The organism is Halomonas sp. AOP30-A1-24 (assembly GCF_052378165.1).
GTDB lineage: Bacteria > Pseudomonadota > Gammaproteobacteria > Pseudomonadales > Halomonadaceae > Vreelandella > Vreelandella citrativorans.
Genome location: NZ_JBQSXL010000006.1, coordinates 25,713 through 47,533, shown reverse-complemented (window position 1 = coordinate 47,533; position 21,821 = coordinate 25,713). Strand labels below are relative to the sequence as shown.

Below are 21,821 nucleotides of genomic sequence, written 5' to 3'. Positions count from 1 at the left end.
AAGGCGGCAGCGCAAGCTGAGGGAGGGGAGGATGTCAATTAACAGGAGTGAACAAAATATGGCTAATAACACTACCCCTTCAACCATGAACGAACTTATCCGCCAAGTTCATTACATTCTGCAAGGTAAAGGCGGCGTCGGTAAATCGCTGATCGCGTCCGTTATCGCACAATATATCAAGGGCAAAACTCGCCCGTTGGTTGTATATGATACCGACCCGGTAAATGCCACTCTTGCCGGTTATAAGGCTCTGGATACTCAACGCCTTGAACTGATGCGCGACGGCTCGCTGGTAGAACGTAATTTCGACCGACTGATTGAACAAATCGTAGAACAAGATTCTGATTTCGTGGTCGATAACGGCGCGGCTTCGTTTATCCCGCTGTCTTACTATCTGGCAGAAAACGATGCAATTAACCTGATCGCCGAAAATGGCAAGCAGGTTTATATCCACACCGTTATTACTGGTGGGCAGGCGCTGCGCGATACTTTGGGCGGCTTTGCTTCGCTGTGCGAACAAATGCCGGGCGATGCGCGCTTGGTTGTTTGGCTGAATGAGTTCTTTGGCGACATTGAAGCCGATGGCAAAACTTTCGAGGAAATGAAAGTTTATCAAGCCAACAAAGACCGCGTGCATGGCATTGTCCGCATTGCTCGCCAGACTGGCAGCACTTACGGCGAAGACGTGAAACTTATGCTCGACAGTAAGTTGACATTTGACGAAATTCAGCAATCACCTGACTTCGGCCTTATGTCCAAGTCGCGCTTGAATAAAGTCAAGTCTTCGATCTTCCAGCAGCTCGACACGATCATCTAAGGGGGTCGTGATGATCGACTTTGACGACATACGAAAAGAGGTCGCCATACGCCACAACGTACTGCTTGGCAAGGATGACCCCATTCTTGTCACGGTCACGGTCAACGAGCTAGTGCTGGCCCGCTACCTCGATCTGATTTCCGATCAGTACGATGAAGCCAACCGCACGTTGACCGTGACGCTGCAACAGCAGGTCGAGCAGTCGAAGGAAACGGCCGGGAAGATCATCACCGACTCGGCCAACTACGTCAGCGACCAGTTGCGCCAGTCGGTTGCCGAGGTGGTCAAGGACGTAGGTAAAGACCTGCGCCGTCAGGTCGCAGAGGTGCAGGCCGCCAGCCGTGAGGCGGTGGCCAACGGCCGCGATGCGCAGGTGGCGAAGACAAGCGCGGTGGTGGCTGCCGTATTGTCCGGGGTGGCCGCACTGGTCGCCGTAGCCGCTCTGGTGGTGGTGTTACTGAAATGAGGCGGCCGGGCTTCGGCCCGGTGCCTCGACATTGAGGGAATAGGTATGGATGGCGGAATCAACCCGGCGCAGTACAGCCCGTGGGTGGTGATCCCCTTCGTTCTGGCATTGGCCGTCTGCGCTGGCTGGATCACGTGGGGCGCACTCCGCAATGGCGTGCTTCCTATTACCCCGGCAGTGTTGGCTATCGCGCTGATGGCTTCGGCCATGTGGGACAACTACACGCCCAAGCCGGACGAATGGGAGGCATTCAAGGCTGCGCACAACTGCAAGGTAGTGGGCAAAAGCGAAGGTCATAGCAACGGCGGCGTCGGCATCACTACACGCGGCAGCGTGGCGTTCATCGCAGGGGATCGGTCGCCCGATCAGACTGGCTACCTGTGCGACGACGGCGTGACGTACTGGAGAAATGAGAGGTAAAAATGAACCGGAAAGCATGTGGCAAAGCCATCAACGTGTTTTCGTCGGTCGGCGGACTGGTAGTCGCGTGGCAAGCGATCCGCTTTGCAATGGGTGACATTGGCAACGTGACGATACCTGTATTTGAGTGGTTAGCGAACACCACGCAGCCGCAGGGCAGCGTCACGCCTGCCGACGCGACAGGGCTGCTGTCGATGACAAATTTCATGCAAAGCATCATATGGTGGATTATGGGGTTCAGTGTTTGGCTGATCGCTGCCACCGTCGTGAGCGGGCTTGGTAATGTCGCAGCTCGAATAGCTACTGTAGGGTGGCAGCAGTACCTGACAGAGCAGCGCGAGGCCCACGAAGCGGCCCGGATCGCAGCAGAACGGCAGGCCCTCAAGGATCGCCGCCGCGAGCTGCGCCGGAAGGTTCTCGAAGCTCGGGAACCCCGTCGAGGATCGTCCGGCATCCTGCCATTCGTGCTCGGCGTGTTGTTTGGATCATTTTTTCTTTGACGCAACAACTACTTAGAGGGATCGCTTATGTTGGCTGCACTGTTTGAAATCCTGCTGTTCTTGATGATGGTTCCGGCCCTGATCGTGTTCGCGCTGTTCAAGATCGCCTCGGACATTGCCGACTACTTCGGGTTCTGGCTGTTCCCCGGCATCTTCGGCCTGTGGCTGGGCATCAACCTGTCGATGGTTGCGCCGTCTGATCCGAACGTGCCGTTTGAAAGCCTGATTGAAGTCATCGCGCACTCTCACATCGCCGGATTTGCCACCCCGCAAGTTCTGTTCGTGATCGGGGTTCTGTCGCTACTGGTGCCACCGGCCTGCTCGATGTTCAAGCTGATGTTCAGGGCTACGCGAGACGCCAAGTAATACAACCGGCCAGAAACAAACAAGCCCGCTCGATAGCGGGCTTTTTGTTGGGCACCAAAAGGGAAGGGTGGTCAGTGGGTCGCGGCCGCCGGTTGGATGGGCTGGATGGCCAGACGCAGGCCCATGACGCGCAGGATCGCGGTCAGGCTGCGCACCTCGGGGTTGCCCTTCTCCGACAGCGTGCGGTAGAGCTGCGACGGGTTCAGCTCGGCCGACTTGGCCACGCTGCGCACGCCGCCGAACGCCTCGGCCATCTGGCGCAGGGCAATCAACAGTTCGGCTTGCTCGCCGTCTTCAAGGATGCTGTTCAGCAGCTCGACCGCGTAGGCCGGATCGCTGCGGAAAACCTCGGCCATCGCCGCGTCGTGTGATCTGTCTTTCATCGTTCAATCTCCTGTTCGTTCCTGCCAGTCGCGCCAGTACGCGCAGGCGCGGTCAATGTCGCTGTTCTGCTTGCGCTTGTCGCCGCCGCAAAGCAGCAGTTGGTGCCAGATTTCACGTAGCAGCACCCTATGCAGTGCGACTCTACGCGATTAAATGCGATTCTGCGCGACGGTACGCGATCTAGGGTTACGGTATCGCGTGCAAGCGTTTCACCGCGTTGACGAAATCGAGGCGCAGCAAGTGCATGGCCAAATCAATCGCCCCGCCACCGCCACGGTCGGCCTGCACGTCGTACCACTTCGCCCCTGTGGCCAGCAGCTCGACCACGGCCCCCCCAAGCGAGACATGCACGCGCACTGTGTTTTTGTCCTTAACCGGCTGAAACGTGGCGTCACGCTTCCAGTACAAGCCCAACGCATCGAGCACGGCGAGCACCGGCACAATCCGCAAGTGGTTGATCCGGGCATCATCAAATCGCCTTGAGCGCATCGCTTACCACTCCCTATCGAACTGCACCGACGTTACCTGTCATCAGTGGCCAAAGCCTTCGCCCCCTGCTGGGGCTGCGCGGCCTAACGGCCTTGCGGGCTACTCGTGATATTTCATCACGGGGCTACTCCCGGCTGCGCCGATCAAAAGCACGGGGGCTTCGCCATTAGTAATACGCACGGACTTGTTACACCCCCACCCAAGGGCCTGTATCACCGCGAACGGGCCGCCGTCAAAAGCACGGGGGCTTCGCCATTAGTAATACGCACGGAGTTGTTACACTCGATTTGAGGGGCTTTTAAGTACCTCGATACCGTCATAGCTGAGACACCCATTTGCTTTGCGATGGCCCGTACGCTCAATCCTTCACGGCTGAGGGCCTGTGCCTGCGCCTGCTTGGCGTTGGCGGCCTCAAGGTACGTTTCCCGGCAGCGCGTCTACGGTCTTCCTCGCGCTTCCTGTGGCGTTCTGCGGCCTCGGCCTGGCTGACGATGGTCTTTAGCTGCTTCTGTTCGTCTGCGGTGATCCTGAACAGGTTAATCAGGGTGTCGTTCTTCGGCGTGTACAGCGGCGAGTAGTCCTTGCCGCCAAAGCTGACTTTCTCCCCTGCTTCGTAGGCTTTGGCCTTGCTGAACAGCGTCATAAGCTCTTTCGAGCGGCTATTCCATTGCGGATCAAGTTCGCGGGCCAGCGCGGCCCCTTCGTGGTACATCTGCTTGCTGTTGGTCGCACCGGACAAAAGCAGGAAGTTCAACCGCCAAAATAGGTGTTGCATCCTGCTGCCTTCGCCGACGCCGCCGCGCAGCTCGGCCAGCTTGCGCAGGTCTTCGAGGCGATCCCACGCAAGCTGTCGGCCGGAGAATCCGCGCAGATGGTCGGCTTTGCCGCCGGGCACCAAAAGGAAAGGCTTTCTCGTTGCGCGCTGCTGGGCCTGTTTCTGTTGCTCCTGCCGTTGCTGCTCGATAGTCCATCGGGCTGTCGGTAGCAGGGACTCGGCCAGATACTCGAAGTTGTAGCGGATAGGCTGGCCATCGTGGCCGTTTTGAACGTGAACCACTCGGCAGACTTCGCCGCTCTTGCTGTTGACTGTCTCGACGGTGCGCAGCACGCGGCTGGCGTCCTTGGCCATCGGATCGGCCCCGACGTGCGCGAGGCGATCAACAAGGTAGCGTTGGCAGGCATTCCAGCGGGGCAGGGCTTGACGTGGAATCGTGCCCTCTAACAACCACTTGGCTTGTATTCCCCGGCCGCTGTAGATCAGCACTGACGGTGGCGGTACGCCTTCCTCGGCGCAGAAGTACAGGACGGACGCGGCCAGTTGGTCAGGTGAGCGACCGGCCAGCGCGGGCACGCGGTAGGTATCAAGGTCGGTGAACAGCAAGCCCAGCCGCGAGAGGTTCACGACGCGCCGGTTGGGCCGGATGAACTCGGCCTGTGACATCCAAGTGTCGCGGGTCTTGTCCACCAAACTAAGCACGGTGGCCATGTCCGTCAAACGGTGGGAGGACTGGCGCTTGTCGCCGCGAACGTCAACCAGAAGCGAGAAAAACCCGCTCCTGTTGCTGTCGTGGTACAAGTCCGCCTCGTCCTGAGAACTGAACAGCGCAAGTTGTGAACTTGCCATAAGCTCCTGCCTTTCGGGGGCACCACACGGGCGCGCCTCTTGTCAAAGGCAAAGCGAACTACTAGAATGAACCTGAATTTACCCCACCAAGGGCGTCTGTTCCGGTTCCCGTCGCCAAACGGTTCTGTAAGTCGCTCTGCTATTCGCCAAAGCCCCGTCGCCAAACGGGGCTTTTGCATTTCTGGTCAACTAACCGCCGATGCCTATCGGCCGTTGTCACGTTTTGCTCTTGCCAAGGTGCGAGGCACCCAGCCCTGAGCGTCGGTTTCCCACTGTAAAATGCCATGCTGCACAAGTACCGACCCGGCACCGTCCAGCGATGAAAAGTAGCGCGGGCCACCACGGTACTGCCCAAGAATGCGGTCTTTCTTAGCGATCCGCAGTACCACGACTAGCCCTTTGTCGGCCTTGCCGATGGTAGCCGCGTGAACGCCACCGGCGGCCAGCACTTCCTTGAACGATACCGGGTCGATGACAGCATCAGAATCAAACGTAATCATGCCTCACCCCCTTGAGACTGTCCAGCATGGTTGGATTTTGCGAAAGTCATTATTGCATAATAGCGCATTCGTCAAAAGCGTGGTGCTGGCACCTGTGCCACTATAGTAATACTCCCTTTTTGGTGCATTCCTTGAGGTAGGCCATAGACAAAAAGGCTCCGATTCGGGCAACCTTTTTGCTAACATACGGCAATTTCATGCGCGTGTTGTGTGCCGTTTAGGTCACTACAGCCCGCTTAATTCACCATAGAAAGGGGAGGTGCCGAGCCGAATGCCTAGACGACGCGACACCGATATAGAACAAGAAACCGACGATAAACCAGTAGCGCCGGAACGCCTGATTTTTGCCAAAAACTTCAGGAAGGCCCGTATCGCTGCGAAGCTAAGTCAACGAGACGTCAGGGATAAGACGGGATTTGCGCAGTCATGGGTAAGCGAAATCGAGACAGGGAAAATGGCTATCACCATCGACAACATGGCCAAACTTGCACACTGCGTCGATATGCCCCTGTGGCAGCTTTTAGTACCCTCGTAGCACCCTCCCGCGCTTCAACACCTTTCGTCCGGTTCTGCCAACTAGACCCCACAAACCCGTGGGGTCTTTTTGCTTTTGGATACATTCGGCCTTGTTCGAGTGATAGTGTTTAGACTATCATTGCGGTGTGAGGTCTGATCGGCCTTACGCTATCGTGACAACCGGTAAGGACGAAAGGAATGGACGAAAAATCTCCCGACCCGAGAACTTCTAATCTCGCCAACCAAAGGGCCGAGCACGACCGCCGCATTGTTGAAAAGCTGCGTCGTGAACTCGGGCCGCAGGTCTGTGAGCTGCTGGAAGACTCAAAAGTAATTGAAATCATGCTCAACCCGGACGGTTCGCTTTGGTGCGAATGGCTCGGGGCACCAATGGAGCGAATCGGGACGATGGCCAAGTCGCAGGCCGAGTCGCTGATGGGCACCGTGGCGTCGTCGCTGCGTACCAACATCACGGCGGCAAACCCGATTCTTGAGTGCGAGTTGCCGCTTGACGGTTCACGCTTCGAGGCGCTGATACCGCCAGTCGTCACCGGCCCGACCTTCACCATTCGTAAGAAGGCGAGCATCGTATTCACCCTGCCCAACTACGTCAGTTCGGGGATCATGACCGAGGCGCAGTGCGCCGCGATCAAGAAAGCCGTTCGTGAACGCCGCAACATCCTTGTTGTGGGTGGTACAGGAACCGGCAAAACCACGCTCACTAACGCCATCATCTTCGAGATTGATGCCGTCACCCCTGAGCACCGTATTGTCATCATCGAGGACACGCGCGAGCTGCAATGTAGCTCCCCGAACGTAGTCCCATTGCGGGCTGTCGATCACGTCGATATGACCCGCCTTCTGAAAGCAACCATGCGCCTGCGCCCTGACCGGATTCTGGTCGGCGAGGCCCGCGACGGCTCGGCGCTTGCGTTGCTCAAGGCATGGAACACTGGCCACCCCGGCGGGGCGGCCACTGTTCACGCAAACTCGGCGAATGCTGGCCTGATCCGTATGGAACAGCTTGTGGCGGAAGCCACGGCAGCGCCGATGCAAGCACTGATCGCTGAGGCCGTCGATTTAATCATTGCGATTGAAAAGACGGCCACGGGTCGGCGCATCAAGGAAGTCGTAACCGTTAGCGGACACGACGGCACCAACTACATCACCCAACCGATATAGGAAATCATCACATGACTACAAATGCCCTGTTCGCTTCGCCTGTGGCGTCGTCGGCTCCAACCTTCGCATCGAAGGCTCGGGCCGTACTGACAAGCCCTTACTTCTGGCTGATGGCCGCTCTGTGCGTGGCCCTTCTCTTTGGTGCCGAACCCGCGCACGCGGCAAACGCCACCGAGGGCGGCGGCTCGGGTCTGCCGTGGGAAGGCCCGATTGCCAAGCTCGTCCAGTCGATCAGCGGCCCCGTGGCCTTCGGTATTGCACTGCTCGGCATCATCGCGTGCGGCGCGACCCTGATTTGGGGCGGTGAAATCTCCGAGTTTACCCGCCGCATCATCTACGTGATCCTCGTTGTCTGCATCATCGTTTTCGCCAAAAACCTGCTTACCGGCACCATGTTCTCGGGCGCAGTAATCCCGGCTGACGCAGCAATCACCGCTGACGATCTGGCCAGCGCATCGAAAGCGCAGGCCGCCGCACTGCCGGGTGCAGGGGGTCGCTAATGCAAGTCGAGGAAGCGCGTAGATTGACGCCTTTCCACCGGGCACTGCACCGGCCGCAACAGGTATGGGGTGGCGAGCGCGAGCTAATGCTGTTCTCCATGCTTGTTGCGGGCGGCCTGATCGTGTCGGCCATGAACTGGCCCGCCACGATCCTCGGAACGTGCATCTGGTTGGTTTGCGTCTACGGCCTTCGCAAGATGGCGAAGGCTGACCCGAACATGAGCAAGGTCTACGTTCGCCAGCTCAAGTACGGGAACTATTACGGGCCGTTCTCACGGCCCCATCGTGTGGCCAAGTCGCCACGTATCTACTGATAAGGAGCGGACATGCTTGCGTTAGCACCCTTCCGTAGCAAAGCCGCTGGCTTGCCCGACCTGCTCAACTACGCCGCGCTGATTGATGAAGGCGTAGTGCTGGGCAAGGACGGCTCGCTGATGGCTGGTTTCTTCTTTCGTGGTGATGATGCAGCATCCGCCACCACGTCAGAACGCAACTACCTGACCGCCTTGGTCAATCAATATCTGGCGCGCTTCGGCTCTGGTTGGTCGGTTTGGACTGATGCGTCCCGGCTGGCATCGCCGGGCTATCCGGCCCCGGATGAATCTCATTTCCCTGAGCCGATCACGGCTCTGATTGACGCCGAACGGCGGTCAACTTTCGTCAAGGATCAATCGCTATTCGAGAGTGAATATGCGCTGATTCTGACCTACCTCCCGCCAAGTCGCCGCGACTCGAAATTGGCCGAAATGGTCTACGACGATGATGGCGTAGACGACAGCGACCCGGCCGACCGCCTGCTACTGGACTTCAAGAAAAAGCTCGATGACCTGCACGATGGTGTCGGCGATCTGCTGCATATGCGCCGTATGGCGACGATTACAGTGGGCGAGGGCGAAGACGCCTATCAGAGTGATGAACTGGTGAACTACCTGCATTACACGCTGACAGACGAACCTATCGCGCTGCGTATTCCTGACTGCCCGATGTATCTGGATGCGTGGCTTGGCTATCCCACGCTGTGGCCGGGCGACACGCCCAAGGTCGGCGACAAGTTTGTGTCGTGTGTGGCTATCGAAGGTTTCCCCGGAAACTCGTACCCCGGCATTCTCGACATGCTCGACAGTCTGCCGCTGTCCTATCGCTGGTCGTCGCGGTTTATCTTGGGGGCGTTTGCGGGAGGGGGCGAAATCCTACGTTAAGCCGAGAACGCGCTTACCGTAGTCCCTTAGTTCGCCATTCGGGCCGACATAGCGATAGAGAGTGACGCGCTCGATCCCAAGTTCCTTGCAAAGATCGGAAACGGAAGTGTCGCGCTGCGCCATGGCGGCCTGTGCGAGACGGACCTGTGCTTTGGTGAGGGCAAATTTTCGGCCCCCTTTGCGACCGCGCGCTCTTGCAGCAGCGAGACCGGCCATGGTGCGCTCGCGGATCAGGTCACGCTCGAACTCGGCCAAGGTTGCGAAAATGCCGAAGACCATGCGGCCGGATGCTGTTGTGGTGTCGATCTGAGCGCCCTTTCCGGTCAGCACCCGCAAACCGATATTGCGATCAGACAGATCCTTCACCGTGTTGACCAGATGGGCAAGAGACCGCCCGAGACGGTCAAGCTTCCAGACAACCAGCACATCGCCGTCACGCAATGCTTTGAGGCAGGCGGTCAGACCAGGGCGATCCTCACGGCTGCCGGAAGCGCGATCCTCATAGATCTTGTTTTGTTCGACGCCGGCAGCGCTCAAGGCATCGCGTTGCAGGTCGAGCGACTGAGACCCATCAGCTTTGGAAATGCGTCCATAGCCGATTAACATTTCCGCCATTCCATGACCATGGTGAATGGCGTCGTGAGATACCTTTGCACCCTGTCTTGTGGACCCCTAGATGGTCTCGGTTCATCGAAGAACGTCAGTTTCAAGCCTTCATCAAGCAATGCAGACATGTAAGTGCTCAAGGGGCGATGCCAGTTTCGCACTCGCAAGCCATCCCATTCGAACCACTCTGCCCGTTCACCAAAATAGTTTCCAAGAGGATGGTACGCACGACCGTCTTCGCCTTTGATCCACCCAATTGTGCCATTGGAAGTGCAGAAACTTGTCAGGTTTGCGATCAGAATTCTTCCGCCGGGCTTGAGAATGCGAGTGGCTTCTCGAACCGCCGTGTGTATGTCGTCAATGTCGATAAGGCTCAGGTAGAATACTGCGAGGTCGAACTCTTCATCATAGAAAGGCAATTTCTCGGCAAAAGCGTTGAGATATTTACCAGCTGGATCACGGTTTCGTGCTCTTTCAATAAACGGTTCGATTGGATCAATTCCGACAGCATCGATACCGATCTCCTTTGCCATACGGCAAAACCGTCCTTCGCCGCAGCCGATATCCAACATTTTTGCCGCGCCCGACAATTCGGCTCGTTCCAGCATCGGCTTGTCGAGGATGAACTCGCGCGCGAAATCGCCGGCATCTGGCATTCTGTCGATCCACGCTTGAGAAGAGCTAAGCCAACCGTTCTCATCCGGGTCACGTTGGTTCATTGCCTGTTATTCCCTGTTACACAAACGGTGGTTTGAGGCGGTGCGTTTGCCACAAATGATTTGATCGCTGGAAATGTATCTCAACCAGCTTCATAAACAAAGCGTCTTGAACATCCTCGAATTTTGATAAAGGAACATGGATGCCGCGTCGCGTCACTCTCACTGATCGGCAAAGGGACGCGCTGCTGCGTCTGCCAATCTCGCAGGTGGATTTACTCAAGCATTATACGTTGAGTGATGAAGACCTCGGCCACATCAAGCTTCGCCGCCGTCCACACAACAGGTTCGGCTTCGCCCTGCAATTATGCGTCCTGCGCTATCCCGGTCGGGTGCTGGCACCCGGCGAACTGATTCCAGCAGAGGTCGTCGAATTTATCGGCGCACAACTCGGCTTGCATGCCGAGGATCTGGTTGACTATGCCGCCCGTGAGGAGACGCGACATGAGCATCTGGCGGAGTTGCGGGCGCTCTACGGATTCCGCACATTCTCTGGACGTGGTGCGCGCGAATTGAAGGACTGGCTGTTCCGGGAAGCCGAGATAGCGGTGTCGAACGAGGATATTGCCCGTCGCTTTGTGGCTGAATGCCGTCGCACCCGCACGGTTCTTCCCGCGACATCCACGATCGAGCGCCTCTGCGCCACGGCTCTGGTCGATGCCGAGCGGCAAATCGAGGCGCGGATTGCCGATCGGTTGTCCATGCCTATCCGGGAACAGTTACTGGCATTGCTAGAGGAGACGGCTGACGATCGGGTGACCCGTTTCGTATGGCTGCGTCAGTTCGAGCTCGGCTCGAACTCGTCGTCGGCCAACCGGCTGCTCGACCGGCTCGAGTATCTGCAACGTGTCGATCTTCCCGAGGATATGCTTGCTGGTGTTCCTGCTCATCGGGTGACGCGTTTGCGCAGGCAGGGCGAACGGTATTACGCCGACGGCATGCGTGATCTCCCGGAAGACAGGCGGCTTGCGATTCTGGCGGTGTGCGCGTCTGAATGGCAGGCGATGCTTGCTGATGCCGTGGTCGAAACCCACGACCGGATCGTCGGCCGTCTCTACCGGGCGTCGGAGCGCATTTGCCAAGCGAAGGTCGCTGACGAGGCGAACGCGGTGCGCGACACCCTGAAATCCTTCGCTGCAATTGGAGGGGCCCTGGTCGATGCACGAGATGACGGCCAGTCGCTGAACGACGTTATCGCGAGCGGATCAGGGTGGGATGGATTTAAAACTCTTGTCGCGATGGCTGCCAGGCTAACCGCCACCATGACTGCCGATCCGCTCAATCATGTGCTCGACGGCTATCACCGTTTCCGCCGGTACGCTCCTCGCATGTTGCGCTTGCTCGATTTGCGGGCTGCGCCAGTCGCGCTGCCGCTTCTAGAAGCGGTGACGGCCCTGCGTACTAGTTTGAACGATCCCGCGCTGACCTGCTTCCTGCGACCGAGCTCCAAATGGCATCGCCATCTTCGTGCCCAGACGGCTGGTGATAGTCGCCTCTGGGAGATCGCGGTGCTGTTCCATTTGCGCGATGCGTTCCGCTCCGGGGACGTTTGGCTTGCCAAGTCCCGGCGCTATGGCGATCTGAAACACGCACTTGTTCCGGCGCAAGCCGTGGCGGAAAGCGGCCGTCTCGCCGTACCATTGCGGCCGGAGGAATGGCTGGCAGACCGGCACGCTCGCCTCGACATGCGGTTGCGCGAGCTTGGCCGTGCGGCACGCTCGGGCACGATTCCCGGCGGGTCGCTCGAAAACGGCGTCCTGCATATTGAGAAGCTCGAAGCCGCCGCGCCGACAGGCGCCGAAGATCTAGTGCTTGATCTCTACAAGCAGATCCCGCCCACGCGCATCACCGATCTCTTGTTGGAAGCGGATGCAGCGACTGGCTTCACGGAAGCGTTCACGCATCTGCGCACCGGAGCGCCTTGCGCTGACCGGATCGGGCTGATGAACGTCATCCTTGCGGAGGGGGTCAATCTCGGCCTGCGCAAGATGGCCGACGCGACGAACACCCACACTTTCTGGGAGTTGATCCGCATAGGGCGATGGTATGTCGAAGGCGAAGCCTACGACCGGGCGCTGGCCAAGGTTGTCGAAGCGCAAGCGGCGTTACCCATGGCCCGGTTTTGGGGCATGGGTACGTCGGCTTCGAGCGATGGTCAGTTCTTTGTCACCACAGAGCAAGGTGAGGCCATGAATATGGTCAACGCTAAATATGGCAATACCCCGGGCCTGAAAGCCTACAGTCATGTCTCGGATCAGTATGCGCCGTTCGCAACCCAGGTGATTCCTGCAACGGCGAGCGAAGCTCCATACATCCTCGATGGTCTGCTTATGAACGATGCCGGTCGCAATATCCGCGAGCATTTCACCGACACGGGTGGCTTTACCGATCACGTATTTGCCGCATGTGCCATTCTCGGCTACCGCTTCGCCCCGCGGATTCGCGATCTTCCGTCCAAGCGGCTATATGCATTCAATCCTTCGTCCGCGCCGACGCATTTGAAGACCTTGATTGGCGGAAAGATCAATCAGGCCATAATCGAGCGGAATTGGCCTGATATCTTGCGCATCGCCGCTACGATTGCCGCTGGAAGCATCGCGCCCAGCCAAATCTTGCGTAAGCTCGCTTCCTATCCGCGGCAGAACGAACTGGCCACGGCCTTGCGCGAGGTCGGCCGCATCGAACGCACCCTGTTCATGATCGACTGGATTCTGGATGCCGATCTGCAACGCCGCGCCCAGATAGGGCTCAACAAGGGCGAGGCACATCACGCGCTGAAGCGGGCCATCAGCTTCCATCGCCGGGGCGAAATCCGCGATCGTTCCGCCGAAGGCCAGCACTACCGAATCGCTGGCATGAACCTGCTCGCGGCAATTATCATCTTCTGGAACACCATGAAGCTGGGTGAAGTCGTCGCTAACCAGAAACGCGATGGAAAACTGATATCGCCCGATGTTCTGGCTCACGTCTCACCTCTCGGATGGGAGCACATCAATCTCACCGGAGAATATCGCTGGCCAAAGTCTTAGCGTAGGATTCCGCCCCCTCCTGCAAACGACCCCAGTATGCCGCGAGCCGTGGATATGAACTCGATGTCGCCAGAACACTGGTTTGTAGTGGCTTAATGAATCCGGACACTCCATAGAGGCGCTATAGTAGCGCCATGAATGAGGTGTCTATTTTGAATCAACGTCGAGCGTTTACCCCGGAGTTCAAGCTTGAAGCCGTGAACTTGGTACTAAACAAAGGCTATTCCGTTACAGAAGCCTGTGATGCATTGGATATTGGGCCCACAGCGATGCGTCGCTGGATTGACCAGTACAAGAAGGAAAAGCTGGGAATCATCTCCGAGGGACGCAAAGCGCTAACGCCGGAGCAAAGGCAGATCCAAGAGCTTCAGAAGCGCGTTGATCGTCTTGAGCTGGAGAAAGACATCCTAAAAAAGGCTACCGCGCTCTTGATGACGGACGAGTTCAAGCTCAAGCGCTGATTGGTTCGTTCAAACACCGTTTGCCGGTTCGTGCGCTTTGCAGCCTGTTCGGCTTACCTGCTTCCACGTATTACGAACAGGAACAAAGAAAAGATCTAATCGATGTTGAAAGGATTCACCTGCGCGCAACGGTGGCAGCACTGTTCAATGCCAGCAACCAATCGGCGGGCAGCCGAACGGTTGTTTTTCAATTGGCACTAATGGGCCTGATGGTGGGCCGTTATAAAGTCTCTCGACTCATGGAAGAGGCCGGGCTGGCCAGCAAACAGCCAGGCCGCCATAACTACAAAGCGGCGGGCGCTGCACATCCGATGGTTGAAAACCATCTGCAGCGTGAGTTTAACGTTCAGACTCCCAACCAGGTCTGGTGCGGTGATATCACCTATGTGTGGGTGGGTAAGCAGTGGGCTTACTTGGCGGTCGTCATTGACTTGTATGCCCGACGGGTAATCGGTTGGGCCACATCGCAGTCGCCTGATAGCGCGCTGACAATCAAAGCACTGAACATGGCTTATAACCTGCGAGGCCAGCCCAAAGGCGTGATGTTCCACTCCGACCAAGGTTGCCAGTACAGCAGCCTGGCTTATCAGCAGCAGCTATGGCGCAAACGAATGGTTCAGAGCATGAGCCGCCGAGGGAACTGTTGGGATAACGCCCCAATGGAGCGGGTGTTCCGCAGCTTTAAAAGCGAATGGATGCCTAAGCAGGGTTACCGCGACCTGTATGAAGCAACGAGAGACATAGGCCGCTATCTGATGAGCTACTACAACAGGCAGCGTCCGCACAGCTACAACGCCGGCCTGCCACCGGAGCTAGCTGAAAAAAGACTTAACAAACTGTCCGGAATTAGTTGACCACTACAGTTATCAATGCGATGGTGGTGATGGAAATCTTCTATCTTTTCAAAATCCGTTATCTTCATGCCTCGTCTTTCAGTTTTGTCGGCATGAAGCGGACGCCGGTCGTTCTCGCGGCCATTGGCGTCGTCGTGCTGGCGCAACTGGCCTTCACCTATCTACCCGCCGGTGCACAACCTTTTTGCAAGCGCGCCGATTTCGATTGTCGATGTTGCTGGTGATCGGTGTCGGCGTGATCTTAATGGCCAATTTAGGAAGTGGAAAAGATCGTTATCCGCCGCATGGACTGGCAGGCGGTCTGATGGGTAAAGCCGGATGAAGGCAGGCATTTCTCACGCAGTCGTATCTGTATGCTGAAATATGACGATGATAATCCAGTTTGACGGAGACAGAGCTTACGTCTAAGAGGCTTACGCCAAGATAGTCTCTTCCTCCCACTCATTGTTTCCGGTCTTGTCGACGTGGCTGAAAATAAGAAAAAAACGATCGTTCAGGTGTTGACGGAAAGCTATGGCGATCTGGTCAAGCATCTTGCGCGCCGCTTCGGGACAGCCACGGATATTCACGACGTCGTTCAGGATACCTATCTGCGTGCCGAAAAAATGCCGCCGGATATGGATGTGCAGAATCTGCGGGCCTATGTGTTCCGGATGGCGGACAATATCGCCATCGATCATTTGCGCAGAAAAAGCGCGCAAACGCGCTATTTCGAGCCACTGGGCGATCGTGATTCACTTTGCGCAGATGCCTCGCCGGAGCAGACGGCCGATTTCCGCCAACGCATCGCCATTCTCGAAAACGTCGTTGCAAATCTTCCGCCCCGGCAGAGGGAGGTTTTTCTCATGCATAAGTTCGACGGTCTCAGCCATTCGCAGATCGCCGAGCGGCTCGGAATAACGAAAAGTGCCGTGGAAAAACTCATCATCAAGGCGCTTGCGACCGCTCGAGCCAGACTGGATGAAAGGCTGAACTGATGAAAAAGCCATGTGCGATGATGAGGTGTAGCGATTGCAGATTCGTCAACAGGGTTAAGACCGGCAATTGCCGGGAACCTCATTTCGAGAGGAAAACCCGTTGAACGGCGGTGGCTACGAACGCATATTGTCAAAACAGAAGGCGAAAGACGAAGCCCTTGCATGGTTTGTCAGGGTCAATTCGGGCGATGCGGGCGATGCCGAGTTGCGCGCCCATAGACGCTGGCTTGCGGCTTCCGATGACAACCGCGCTGAATATGAGCGCATTTCCGGTATATGGTCCGATTTCGATAAGGTGGCCGATCCGCGATTGCCGCTCACCATGCGCAAGCCGCCGCTCGGGCGCAGGCCAGGCCGCCGTGCCTTCCTTGCAGGCGGACTTGCCACCGCGGCGGGTCTTGCGGCCGTTACGGCAATTAATGGATTACCGGCCGGTTTTCTCGCCGATTACAGCACCGGCACCGGCGAGCAGCGGAGCCTGACGCTGGCGGACGGGCCTTTTTCGCTGTCGCGAAGGACGCCCATCGTCCCTTCGTCGTCGAGGCGGCTTCCGGTACGGCAACGGCGCTCGGCACCCGGTTCTCGGTGCACGAATGGGGTGGGAATGCCTCCGTGGCGGTGGAGGAAAGCGCGGTTTCAGTGACCGCGCCGGACGGGTCGTCCGCTGTCCTGAACGTGGGAGAGAGCGTCTCCTACGGCCCCGGCGGTATGCAGCAAATCGCGCGTGTCGATGTGGAAAGCGACCTGGCCTGGCGTCGCGGCAAGCTGATTTTCGAGGATCGTCCGTTGCAGCAGGTCGTCGCCGATGTGAACCGCTACCGCAGCGGTACGATTCGTATTCTCGATGCGAAGCTCATGGATCTGCGCGTGAGCGGAATTTTCAATATTGCCGAACCCGATGCGGTGCTGACCACAATAACCGAGACCTTGCCGGTCAGGGCGGTGAGGCTTACGGATTATCTCGTTTTGCTGCGTGGGACGTAATCCCGTTTTGAGTCAAAACGTCATCCGCATAATTCCTGATAATTTTTTTCATATTTAGGGTGAGGTGGAATGCCGCGGAATACGTCTTCCTTCTGAAAGCATCCCGAGCGGGCTGCAAACAGACAGGAGAGGGAGAAGGAAATGATGCGGCAAACCGGATTTCTGACCGTCGGGACCATGAAGGCGCATATGCGAAAGATGGCGATTGCCCTTCTTGCATCGTCCTCGGCTTTACTGGCGGTTACGCTTTACGCCACCCAAAGCATGGCGCAAACCGTCCCGGCCTCTTATTCGGTGCCTGCCGGTCCCCTGGGGGCTGCGATTTCGCGCTTCGGCGACAATGCCAATCTTCAGGTTCTTTATCCGGCCGATTTGGTTCGCGGCAAGCAGACGAAAGGGGTGCGTGGCAATATGAGCCGTGAGGAGGCGCTTAGCCGTCTTCTGGCAGGCACCGGCCTTTCCTATCGGTTCACATCTTCGGACACCGTCACTCTGGAACCGCTGCCGAGGGAGGGGAGCGCAGGCATTGCGCCCGATGGGTCCACCGTTCTTTCGACCATCGTGGTCAACGGGCAGGGCGAGAACGCCTGGGGCCCTGCGCAAGGCTTCGTCGCGCATCGCTCCGCGACCGCGACTAAGACCGACACGCCCATTCTGGAAACGCCGCAGACGATCAATGTGGTGACGGCACGGCAGATCGAGACGCTGAAACCCTCCAAGCTTGCGGAAACGCTGCGCTATACGCCGGGTGTGGTGACCGAATTCCAGCCAAGCACCAGCTATTTCGACCGAATCCGCATTCGCGGCTTCTACAGCATCAATAATATCTACCTTGACGGAACCCAGCTCACACCTTCGGGTACGCTCGCTGTCGCGCAGGTGGACCCGTTTCTGCTGGAGCGTGTGGAGGTTCTCAAGGGGCCCGCTTCGGTACTTTATGGCCAGAACGGTTCCGGCGGCCTGATCAATATGGTGTCCAAGCGCCCGCTGGGCAATAACGACCGCGAGATCGGCTTTAGTGTCGGCACCGACAAACACCTTGAAACGACCATAGACTGGAACGGCGTTTCCGCGGATGAAACGTTCAGCTATCGCATTGCCGGCGTCGGCCGCAGGGCCGATCTCGATTCGGACTATGGCGAGACAGAGCGCTACGCCATCGCTCCGTCTTTCACCTGGCGTCCTTCGGAGGACACGAACTGGACGGTGAGGGCGGCGTTGCAGCGCGATCCGGAAGGTAATTCGAGCAGCTATCTGCCTGCGGTCGGAACCATCCTGCCCAATATCAACGGTCAGTTTCCGCGCGGGATCTATACCTGCGATCCAACTTTCTGCGATTACGACCGCAAGCAATATTATGTCGGTTCGGATTTCAGGCACAAGCTGAACGAGGATCTGGAATTTCGCCAGAACCTGCGTTTCACCTATGTCGATGTCAATTCGACCTCCTTCAGACTCGGTGCCTTGAAAGCCGATCAGAAAACGGTCAGCCGGCCGGCGCTTAATCAGGCGGCGACCACGCGCGGCATCGCAGCCGACAACAGCCTGAAATATGATTTTGACATTGGTGATACCCGCAACGAACTGATCGCCGGTTTCGATTATCGCCGGTTTTCCTCGGACAATCTTTCACTCTCCGGAACCAATTCCAGTCTCGATCTCAATCTGTTCGATCCGGTTTACGGCAATTATAGCCTGCCCACGCTGGCGCGCCGCACTGACAACAATGTCGTGCTGGAGCAATATGGTGTTTATGCGCAAAACCAGATGTCTCTGGGCAACTGGCGCCTGCTGACCGGCCTGCGTCAGGATTGGGCGAACACCACCAACGATAATTTTCTCACCGATTTGACAACGGAAACGCGTGACGATGCCCTGACGGGCCGCGCCGGTCTCCTCTATCTCTTCGATAACGGTCTTGCGCCCTATGTCAGCTATTCGACATCGTTCGAGCCGACTTCCGGTACGGATTATTATGGCGAGACTTTCAAGCCGACCGAAGGCAAGCAATGGGAAATCGGTCTGAAATACGAACCGCAATGGTTCAATGGCGTGTCCACCGCCTCGCTCTATGATCTCAAGCGGACGAATGTGACCACGGCCGACAATGAGCATACCTGCGCGGCGGCGCCCAATCTGCCCGATTGCGGCAATTTTTCGGTACAGACCGGCGAAGTGCGTGTGCGCGGGCTGGAGCTTGAAAGCAAGATCAGCCTGACCGAGAAGGTCAATGCCTCCTTCGGCTATACCTATATGGATGCCGAGGTTACCAGCAGCAATGACGGCTATGAGGGCAACAGGACGACCAATACGCCCAATCATATGGCCTCGGCCTGGCTCGACTACACCTTCCGCGAAGGCGTTCTCGACGGCCTGACGCTGGGTGGCGGCGTGCGTTATGTCGGAAGCATGTATGCCGATGACGACAATCTCAAGCCCATTCCGGCCTATACGTTGGGCGATGCGATGCTGGCCTACGAGCTCGGCAGGCTTTCGCCCAATCTAGACGGGTCGAAACTGGCGGTGTCGGTGACTAATCTTGCCGACAAAAAAGCTGTCGGCGGCTGCACCAGCGCCAGCTATTGCGATTATGTCGACGGGCGCAGTATCATCGGTTCCCTCAATATCAAATTCTGACAGGAGCGCACCGGCGGTTCGGACGAACCGCCGGTGCCGGTGTTTACGCCATGACAGTCGATCCGGACCAGACCTCGATTGCGGCCGCAGGCCTCGATCTGGCCTATCAGACGAAAACCATCGTTCATGACGTCGGTCTTTCCATCGCGAAAGGCACGGTGACGACGCTTGTCGGCCCCAACGGGTCGGGCAAATCGACATTGCTCAAGGGGCTGGGTCGGCTGCTCGACCCTTTGGGTGGACAGGTTCTGCTCAATGGCAGGGATATTCGAGAGATGCGGACGCGCGACATCGCGCGCAGGCTCTCGATCCTGCCGCAGGGGCCGGTCGTTCCCGAGGGCCTGAATGTTCACGAACTGGTCGCCTATGGCCGTGCGCCGCATCAGGGGCTTTTCGGCCTGACGACGGAGGAAGACCGGGCGGCGGTCGAGCACGCCATGGCTATGACCGGCGTCGCACCGTGGCGCGATACGCCGGTGGATGCGCTTTCGGGCGGGCAGCGGCAGCGGGTCTGGATCGCCATGACGGTGGCGCAACAGACGCAGATCATGTTTCTCGACGAGCCGACGACCTATCTCGACATCGCGCATCAGCTCGACGTTCTCGAACTGCTGCGCAAACTCAACCGCGCGCATGGCCGCACCATCGTCATGGTGCTGCACGATCTCAATCTGGCGGCGCGCTATTCCGATCGCATCGTTGCGCTGCGCGATGGCCGCATCGTCGCCGACGGTGCACCGCGGGACGTTATCACCCCGTCGATCCTGCACCGGGTTTTCGAGATCGAGGCGGAAATACATGACGATCCCGTTTCGGGATGCCCATGGTTCGTTCCCAGACAGATCGTCCCCGCACAAAACGCCGAAGAACAGATCGTTATGGAAAGAAGTGTGCCGCAGTCAATTACCTCCGGCTGAAGCCGGAGGCTTGTAAAAGCAAGCCCGGTTGACCAGGGAAAGCGGTAGCCAACCCGCTACGTTGATAACAGGTCGCCAAGACTCACCGCCAAATGCTTCCTCAGTTTGGCGCTCTGAAAGGTCAGGATCATGCTGGCGCAGGGTAAAACGCCGAAGGTCTTGATCGCTGCCGATAGCCATATCGTTGGCAGGAGCCGGTTATCAACCTTCCCGAGGGGAGACGGGGCGAAAGCCCTGCGACACCAGGCCCGTAAGGGCATTGATTAGGAGGAAATCGCATGGCGGTTTTCGTATGGGATAAACACAAGCGGCCACTGATGCCGTGCAGCGAAAAGCGCGCCCGGTTGCTGTTGGCGCGTGGTCGTGCCGTGGTACATAAGCGCTATCCGTTCACGATCCGGCTGAAAGATCGGGTGGGTGGTGACACGCAACCGCTTCGCCTGGGCATCGACCCTGGCAGCAAAACGACCGGGCTGGCGTTGATGCGTGAAACGGACAGCACCGAATCAGACGGCCCGCAACGGCATGTATTGTGCTTATTTGACCTGGTGCATCGTGGCTATCAGATCAAGAAGTCACTGGAGCAGCGCCGTGGCTTTCGGCGGCGTCGCCGGTCAAAGAATCTGCGTTATCGCGCCCCGCGCTTCAACAATCGCACCAAGCCCAAAGGCTGGCTGGCCCCCAGCCTGCAACATCGAGTGGATACGGTCATGGCCTGGGTAGAACGACTCAGCAAGCTAGCCCCCGTCACGGCCATCAGCCAGGAGTTGGTGCGCTTTGATACCCAGAAGCTCGACAACCCGGAGATTAGCGGGGTCGAGTACCAGCAAGGTACTTTGCTGGGCTACGAGGTACGCGAGTACCTGCTGGCAAAATGGGGCCGTGAGTGTGCCTATTGTGGCACCGGCGACACACCGCTGGAGATTGAGCATGTGGTGCCGCGTTCACGCGGTGGTTCCAACCGGGTCAGCAACTTGACCCTTAGCTGCCACCCCTGCAATCAGGCTAAGGGTTCGCTGCCGTTGGCGGACTTTTTCTCCCGTGACAAGGGGCTGAGAAAACGCCTCAAGGCTAACGGCTTATCAGCGGACGCACGGCTGGAGCGGGTACAACGCCAGCTCAAGCAACCGCTGCGCGATGCCAGTGCGGTTAATGCCACGCGCTGGGCACTGTTTAATGCGCTTAAAACGACGGGACTGCCGGTGGCAGTCGCCAGCGGTGGTCGCACTAAATACAACCGTCAGCGACTCGGCATTCCTAAGACTCACGCCCTGGATGCGGCTTGTGTGGGCGCTTTCGGCAGGTTGCACGACTGGACAGCCCCGACGCTAACGATCAAATGCACCGGGCGCGGCAACTACCAGCGCACCCGCTTGACGAAATATGGTTTTCCGCGTGGCTATCTGATGCGCCAGAAGCAGGTGCGGGGCTTTCAAACCGGCGACATAGTGAAAGCCGTGGTGCCTAGCGGCAAAAAGGCCGGTACCTATACGGGCCGCGTCGCGGTGCGCAAAACCGGCAGTTTCAATATCCAGACCGACCAGGGTGCCGTGCAGGGCATTTCGCACAAACACTGCACCGTGATACAACGCGGTGATGGCTACGGCTATCACCTCACCCCGACTATCCACCAACTAAAAGGAGGAGCGGGACAGGCGGTGGCGTAACCGAGTCGCT

At 57.9% G+C, this 21,821-nt stretch carries 25 protein-coding genes and 2 pseudogenes; 20 read left to right on the top strand and 7 right to left on the bottom strand.

Annotated features, from left to right (window positions below):
* Nucleotides 1-58 precede the first annotated feature (58 nt).
* The 5 genes from ACT3TJ_RS04945 to ACT3TJ_RS04925 are packed head-to-tail and all read left to right on the top strand — an operon-like array spanning nucleotide 59 to nucleotide 2,569.
* Nucleotides 59-817 (top strand): nucleotide-binding protein, encoded by a 759-nt coding sequence (locus ACT3TJ_RS04945; protein WP_226913600.1) that lies wholly within the window; start codon nucleotides 59-61, stop codon nucleotides 815-817.
* A 10-nt stretch (nucleotides 818-827) separates the two neighbouring features.
* Nucleotides 828-1,283: a conjugal transfer protein TraM gene (locus ACT3TJ_RS04940; RefSeq protein ID WP_192539789.1), complete on the top strand. Its 456-nt coding sequence runs from the start codon at nucleotides 828-830 to the stop codon at nucleotides 1,281-1,283.
* A 45-nt stretch (nucleotides 1,284-1,328) separates the two neighbouring features.
* A complete protein-coding gene (locus tag ACT3TJ_RS04935; protein ID WP_192539790.1) occupies nucleotides 1,329-1,703 on the top strand; it encodes a hypothetical protein in 375 nt (124 codons plus the stop codon).
* Between the two features lie 2 nt (nucleotides 1,704-1,705).
* Nucleotides 1,706-2,203, top strand: a complete 498-nt coding sequence (locus tag ACT3TJ_RS04930; protein WP_192539791.1) for a hypothetical protein — start codon at nucleotides 1,706-1,708, stop codon at nucleotides 2,201-2,203.
* 27 nt (nucleotides 2,204-2,230) lie between these two features.
* Nucleotides 2,231-2,569, top strand: coding sequence for a hypothetical protein (locus ACT3TJ_RS04925; RefSeq protein ID WP_020309013.1), 339 nt, complete (start codon nucleotides 2,231-2,233; stop codon nucleotides 2,567-2,569).
* A 71-nt stretch (nucleotides 2,570-2,640) separates the two neighbouring features.
* Here the strand turns inward: ACT3TJ_RS04925 and ACT3TJ_RS04920 are convergent, their stop codons facing one another.
* From ACT3TJ_RS04920 to parC, 5 genes are all read right to left on the bottom strand, one after another.
* Nucleotides 2,641-2,952, bottom strand: a complete 312-nt coding sequence (locus ACT3TJ_RS04920; RefSeq protein ID WP_192539792.1) for a helix-turn-helix domain-containing transcriptional regulator — start codon at nucleotides 2,950-2,952, stop codon at nucleotides 2,641-2,643.
* 187 nt (nucleotides 2,953-3,139) lie between these two features.
* Nucleotides 3,140-3,442, bottom strand: coding sequence for a hypothetical protein (locus ACT3TJ_RS04915; protein ID WP_192539793.1), 303 nt, complete (start codon nucleotides 3,440-3,442; stop codon nucleotides 3,140-3,142).
* Between the two features lie 212 nt (nucleotides 3,443-3,654).
* On the bottom strand, nucleotides 3,655-3,804 hold the full coding sequence (locus tag ACT3TJ_RS04910; protein ID WP_444280663.1) for a hypothetical protein: 150 nt from the start codon (nucleotides 3,802-3,804) through the stop codon (nucleotides 3,655-3,657).
* Nucleotides 3,801-5,066, bottom strand: a complete 1,266-nt coding sequence (locus tag ACT3TJ_RS04905) for a hypothetical protein (RefSeq protein ID WP_444621467.1) — start codon at nucleotides 5,064-5,066, stop codon at nucleotides 3,801-3,803. Before ACT3TJ_RS04905 ends, ACT3TJ_RS04910 begins: the two co-directional genes overlap by 4 nt.
* 203 nt (nucleotides 5,067-5,269) lie before the next feature.
* Nucleotides 5,270-5,566 (bottom strand): ParC family partition-associated protein, encoded by a 297-nt coding sequence (gene parC / locus ACT3TJ_RS04900; protein WP_444621468.1) that lies wholly within the window; start codon nucleotides 5,564-5,566, stop codon nucleotides 5,270-5,272.
* A gap of 271 nt (nucleotides 5,567-5,837) precedes the next feature.
* On the opposite strand from parC, the gene ACT3TJ_RS04895 reads away from it, so the two are divergent.
* The 5 genes from ACT3TJ_RS04895 (at nucleotide 5,838) to ACT3TJ_RS04875 (ending at nucleotide 8,963) form a co-directional block, all read left to right on the top strand.
* The gene (locus ACT3TJ_RS04895) at nucleotides 5,838-6,101 is read left to right on the top strand and encodes a helix-turn-helix domain-containing protein (RefSeq protein WP_193054620.1); all 264 of its coding nucleotides are present in this window, start codon (nucleotides 5,838-5,840) and stop codon (nucleotides 6,099-6,101) included.
* Between the two features lie 179 nt (nucleotides 6,102-6,280).
* Nucleotides 6,281-7,264, top strand: coding sequence for a P-type conjugative transfer ATPase TrbB (trbB, locus tag ACT3TJ_RS04890; protein WP_193054619.1), 984 nt, complete (start codon nucleotides 6,281-6,283; stop codon nucleotides 7,262-7,264).
* Nucleotides 7,265-7,275: 11 nt separating this feature from the next.
* The gene (locus ACT3TJ_RS04885) at nucleotides 7,276-7,764 is read left to right on the top strand and encodes a TrbC/VirB2 family protein (protein ID WP_193054618.1); all 489 of its coding nucleotides are present in this window, start codon (nucleotides 7,276-7,278) and stop codon (nucleotides 7,762-7,764) included.
* Nucleotides 7,764-8,078 carry a conjugal transfer protein TrbD gene (locus ACT3TJ_RS04880; protein ID WP_193054617.1) on the top strand — a complete coding sequence of 105 codons (315 nt, stop codon included), beginning with the start codon at nucleotides 7,764-7,766 and terminating at the stop codon, nucleotides 8,076-8,078. The genes ACT3TJ_RS04885 and ACT3TJ_RS04880 overlap by 1 nt, the downstream gene beginning before the upstream one ends.
* A 12-nt stretch (nucleotides 8,079-8,090) precedes the next feature.
* Nucleotides 8,091-8,963: a hypothetical protein gene (locus ACT3TJ_RS04875; protein ID WP_226912214.1), complete on the top strand. Its 873-nt coding sequence runs from the start codon at nucleotides 8,091-8,093 to the stop codon at nucleotides 8,961-8,963.
* On the opposite strand, the gene ACT3TJ_RS04870 is transcribed toward ACT3TJ_RS04875, so the two are convergent.
* Both ACT3TJ_RS04870 and ACT3TJ_RS04865 read right to left on the bottom strand, forming a co-directional pair.
* Nucleotides 8,955-9,569, bottom strand: a complete 615-nt coding sequence (locus ACT3TJ_RS04870; protein WP_024899851.1) for a recombinase family protein — start codon at nucleotides 9,567-9,569, stop codon at nucleotides 8,955-8,957. The genes ACT3TJ_RS04875 and ACT3TJ_RS04870 overlap by 9 nt on opposite strands.
* A complete protein-coding gene (locus ACT3TJ_RS04865) occupies nucleotides 9,563-10,288 on the bottom strand; it encodes a class I SAM-dependent methyltransferase (RefSeq protein WP_024899850.1) in 726 nt (241 codons plus the stop codon). The genes ACT3TJ_RS04870 and ACT3TJ_RS04865 overlap by 7 nt, the downstream gene beginning before the upstream one ends.
* 140 nt (nucleotides 10,289-10,428) lie before the next feature.
* Between ACT3TJ_RS04865 and ACT3TJ_RS04860 the strand changes: the two genes are divergently transcribed.
* The 10 genes and pseudogenes from ACT3TJ_RS04860 (at nucleotide 10,429) to iscB (ending at nucleotide 21,811) form a co-directional block, all read left to right on the top strand.
* On the top strand, nucleotides 10,429-13,314 hold the full coding sequence (locus ACT3TJ_RS04860; RefSeq protein WP_140023314.1) for a Tn3 family transposase: 2,886 nt from the start codon (nucleotides 10,429-10,431) through the stop codon (nucleotides 13,312-13,314).
* A 149-nt stretch (nucleotides 13,315-13,463) separates the two neighbouring features.
* Nucleotides 13,464-14,629 (top strand): IS3 family transposase gene (locus tag ACT3TJ_RS04855; RefSeq protein WP_193054623.1). Its coding sequence is split into 2 segments (ribosomal slippage): nucleotides 13,464-13,722 and nucleotides 13,722-14,629, totalling 1,167 coding nucleotides; the frame shifts between segments, so codons are not numbered across the junction.
* Nucleotides 14,626-14,853 (top strand): cation transporting ATPase C-terminal domain-containing protein, encoded by a 228-nt coding sequence (locus ACT3TJ_RS04850; RefSeq protein WP_193054616.1) that lies wholly within the window; start codon nucleotides 14,626-14,628, stop codon nucleotides 14,851-14,853. Before ACT3TJ_RS04855 ends, ACT3TJ_RS04850 begins: the two co-directional genes overlap by 4 nt.
* 240 nt (nucleotides 14,854-15,093) lie before the next feature.
* Entirely contained in the window at nucleotides 15,094-15,606 is a 513-nt protein-coding gene (locus tag ACT3TJ_RS04845; RefSeq protein WP_193057283.1) for an RNA polymerase sigma factor, read from the top strand.
* Nucleotides 15,607-15,673: 67 nt separating this feature from the next.
* Nucleotides 15,674-15,862 (top strand): annotated as a pseudogene (locus tag ACT3TJ_RS04840) (FecR/PupR family sigma factor regulator); the annotation flags it as partial.
* Nucleotides 15,863-16,029: 167 nt separating this feature from the next.
* Nucleotides 16,030-16,182, top strand: a pseudogene (locus ACT3TJ_RS04835) (hypothetical protein); the annotation flags it as partial.
* A 36-nt stretch (nucleotides 16,183-16,218) separates the two neighbouring features.
* Nucleotides 16,219-16,590, top strand: coding sequence for a FecR family protein (locus ACT3TJ_RS04830; protein ID WP_264298799.1), 372 nt, complete (start codon nucleotides 16,219-16,221; stop codon nucleotides 16,588-16,590).
* Between the two features lie 141 nt (nucleotides 16,591-16,731).
* Complete coding sequence (locus tag ACT3TJ_RS04825; RefSeq protein WP_444665483.1) at nucleotides 16,732-19,227, top strand: TonB-dependent siderophore receptor; 2,496 nt, start codon at nucleotides 16,732-16,734, stop codon at nucleotides 19,225-19,227.
* 50 nt (nucleotides 19,228-19,277) lie between these two features.
* Nucleotides 19,278-20,144, top strand: coding sequence for an ABC transporter ATP-binding protein (locus ACT3TJ_RS04820; RefSeq protein ID WP_192539795.1), 867 nt, complete (start codon nucleotides 19,278-19,280; stop codon nucleotides 20,142-20,144).
* 278 nt (nucleotides 20,145-20,422) lie between these two features.
* Nucleotides 20,423-21,811: an RNA-guided endonuclease IscB gene (gene iscB / locus ACT3TJ_RS04815; RefSeq protein WP_193054916.1), complete on the top strand. Its 1,389-nt coding sequence runs from the start codon at nucleotides 20,423-20,425 to the stop codon at nucleotides 21,809-21,811.
* The last annotated feature ends 10 nt before the right edge of the window (nucleotides 21,812-21,821 follow it).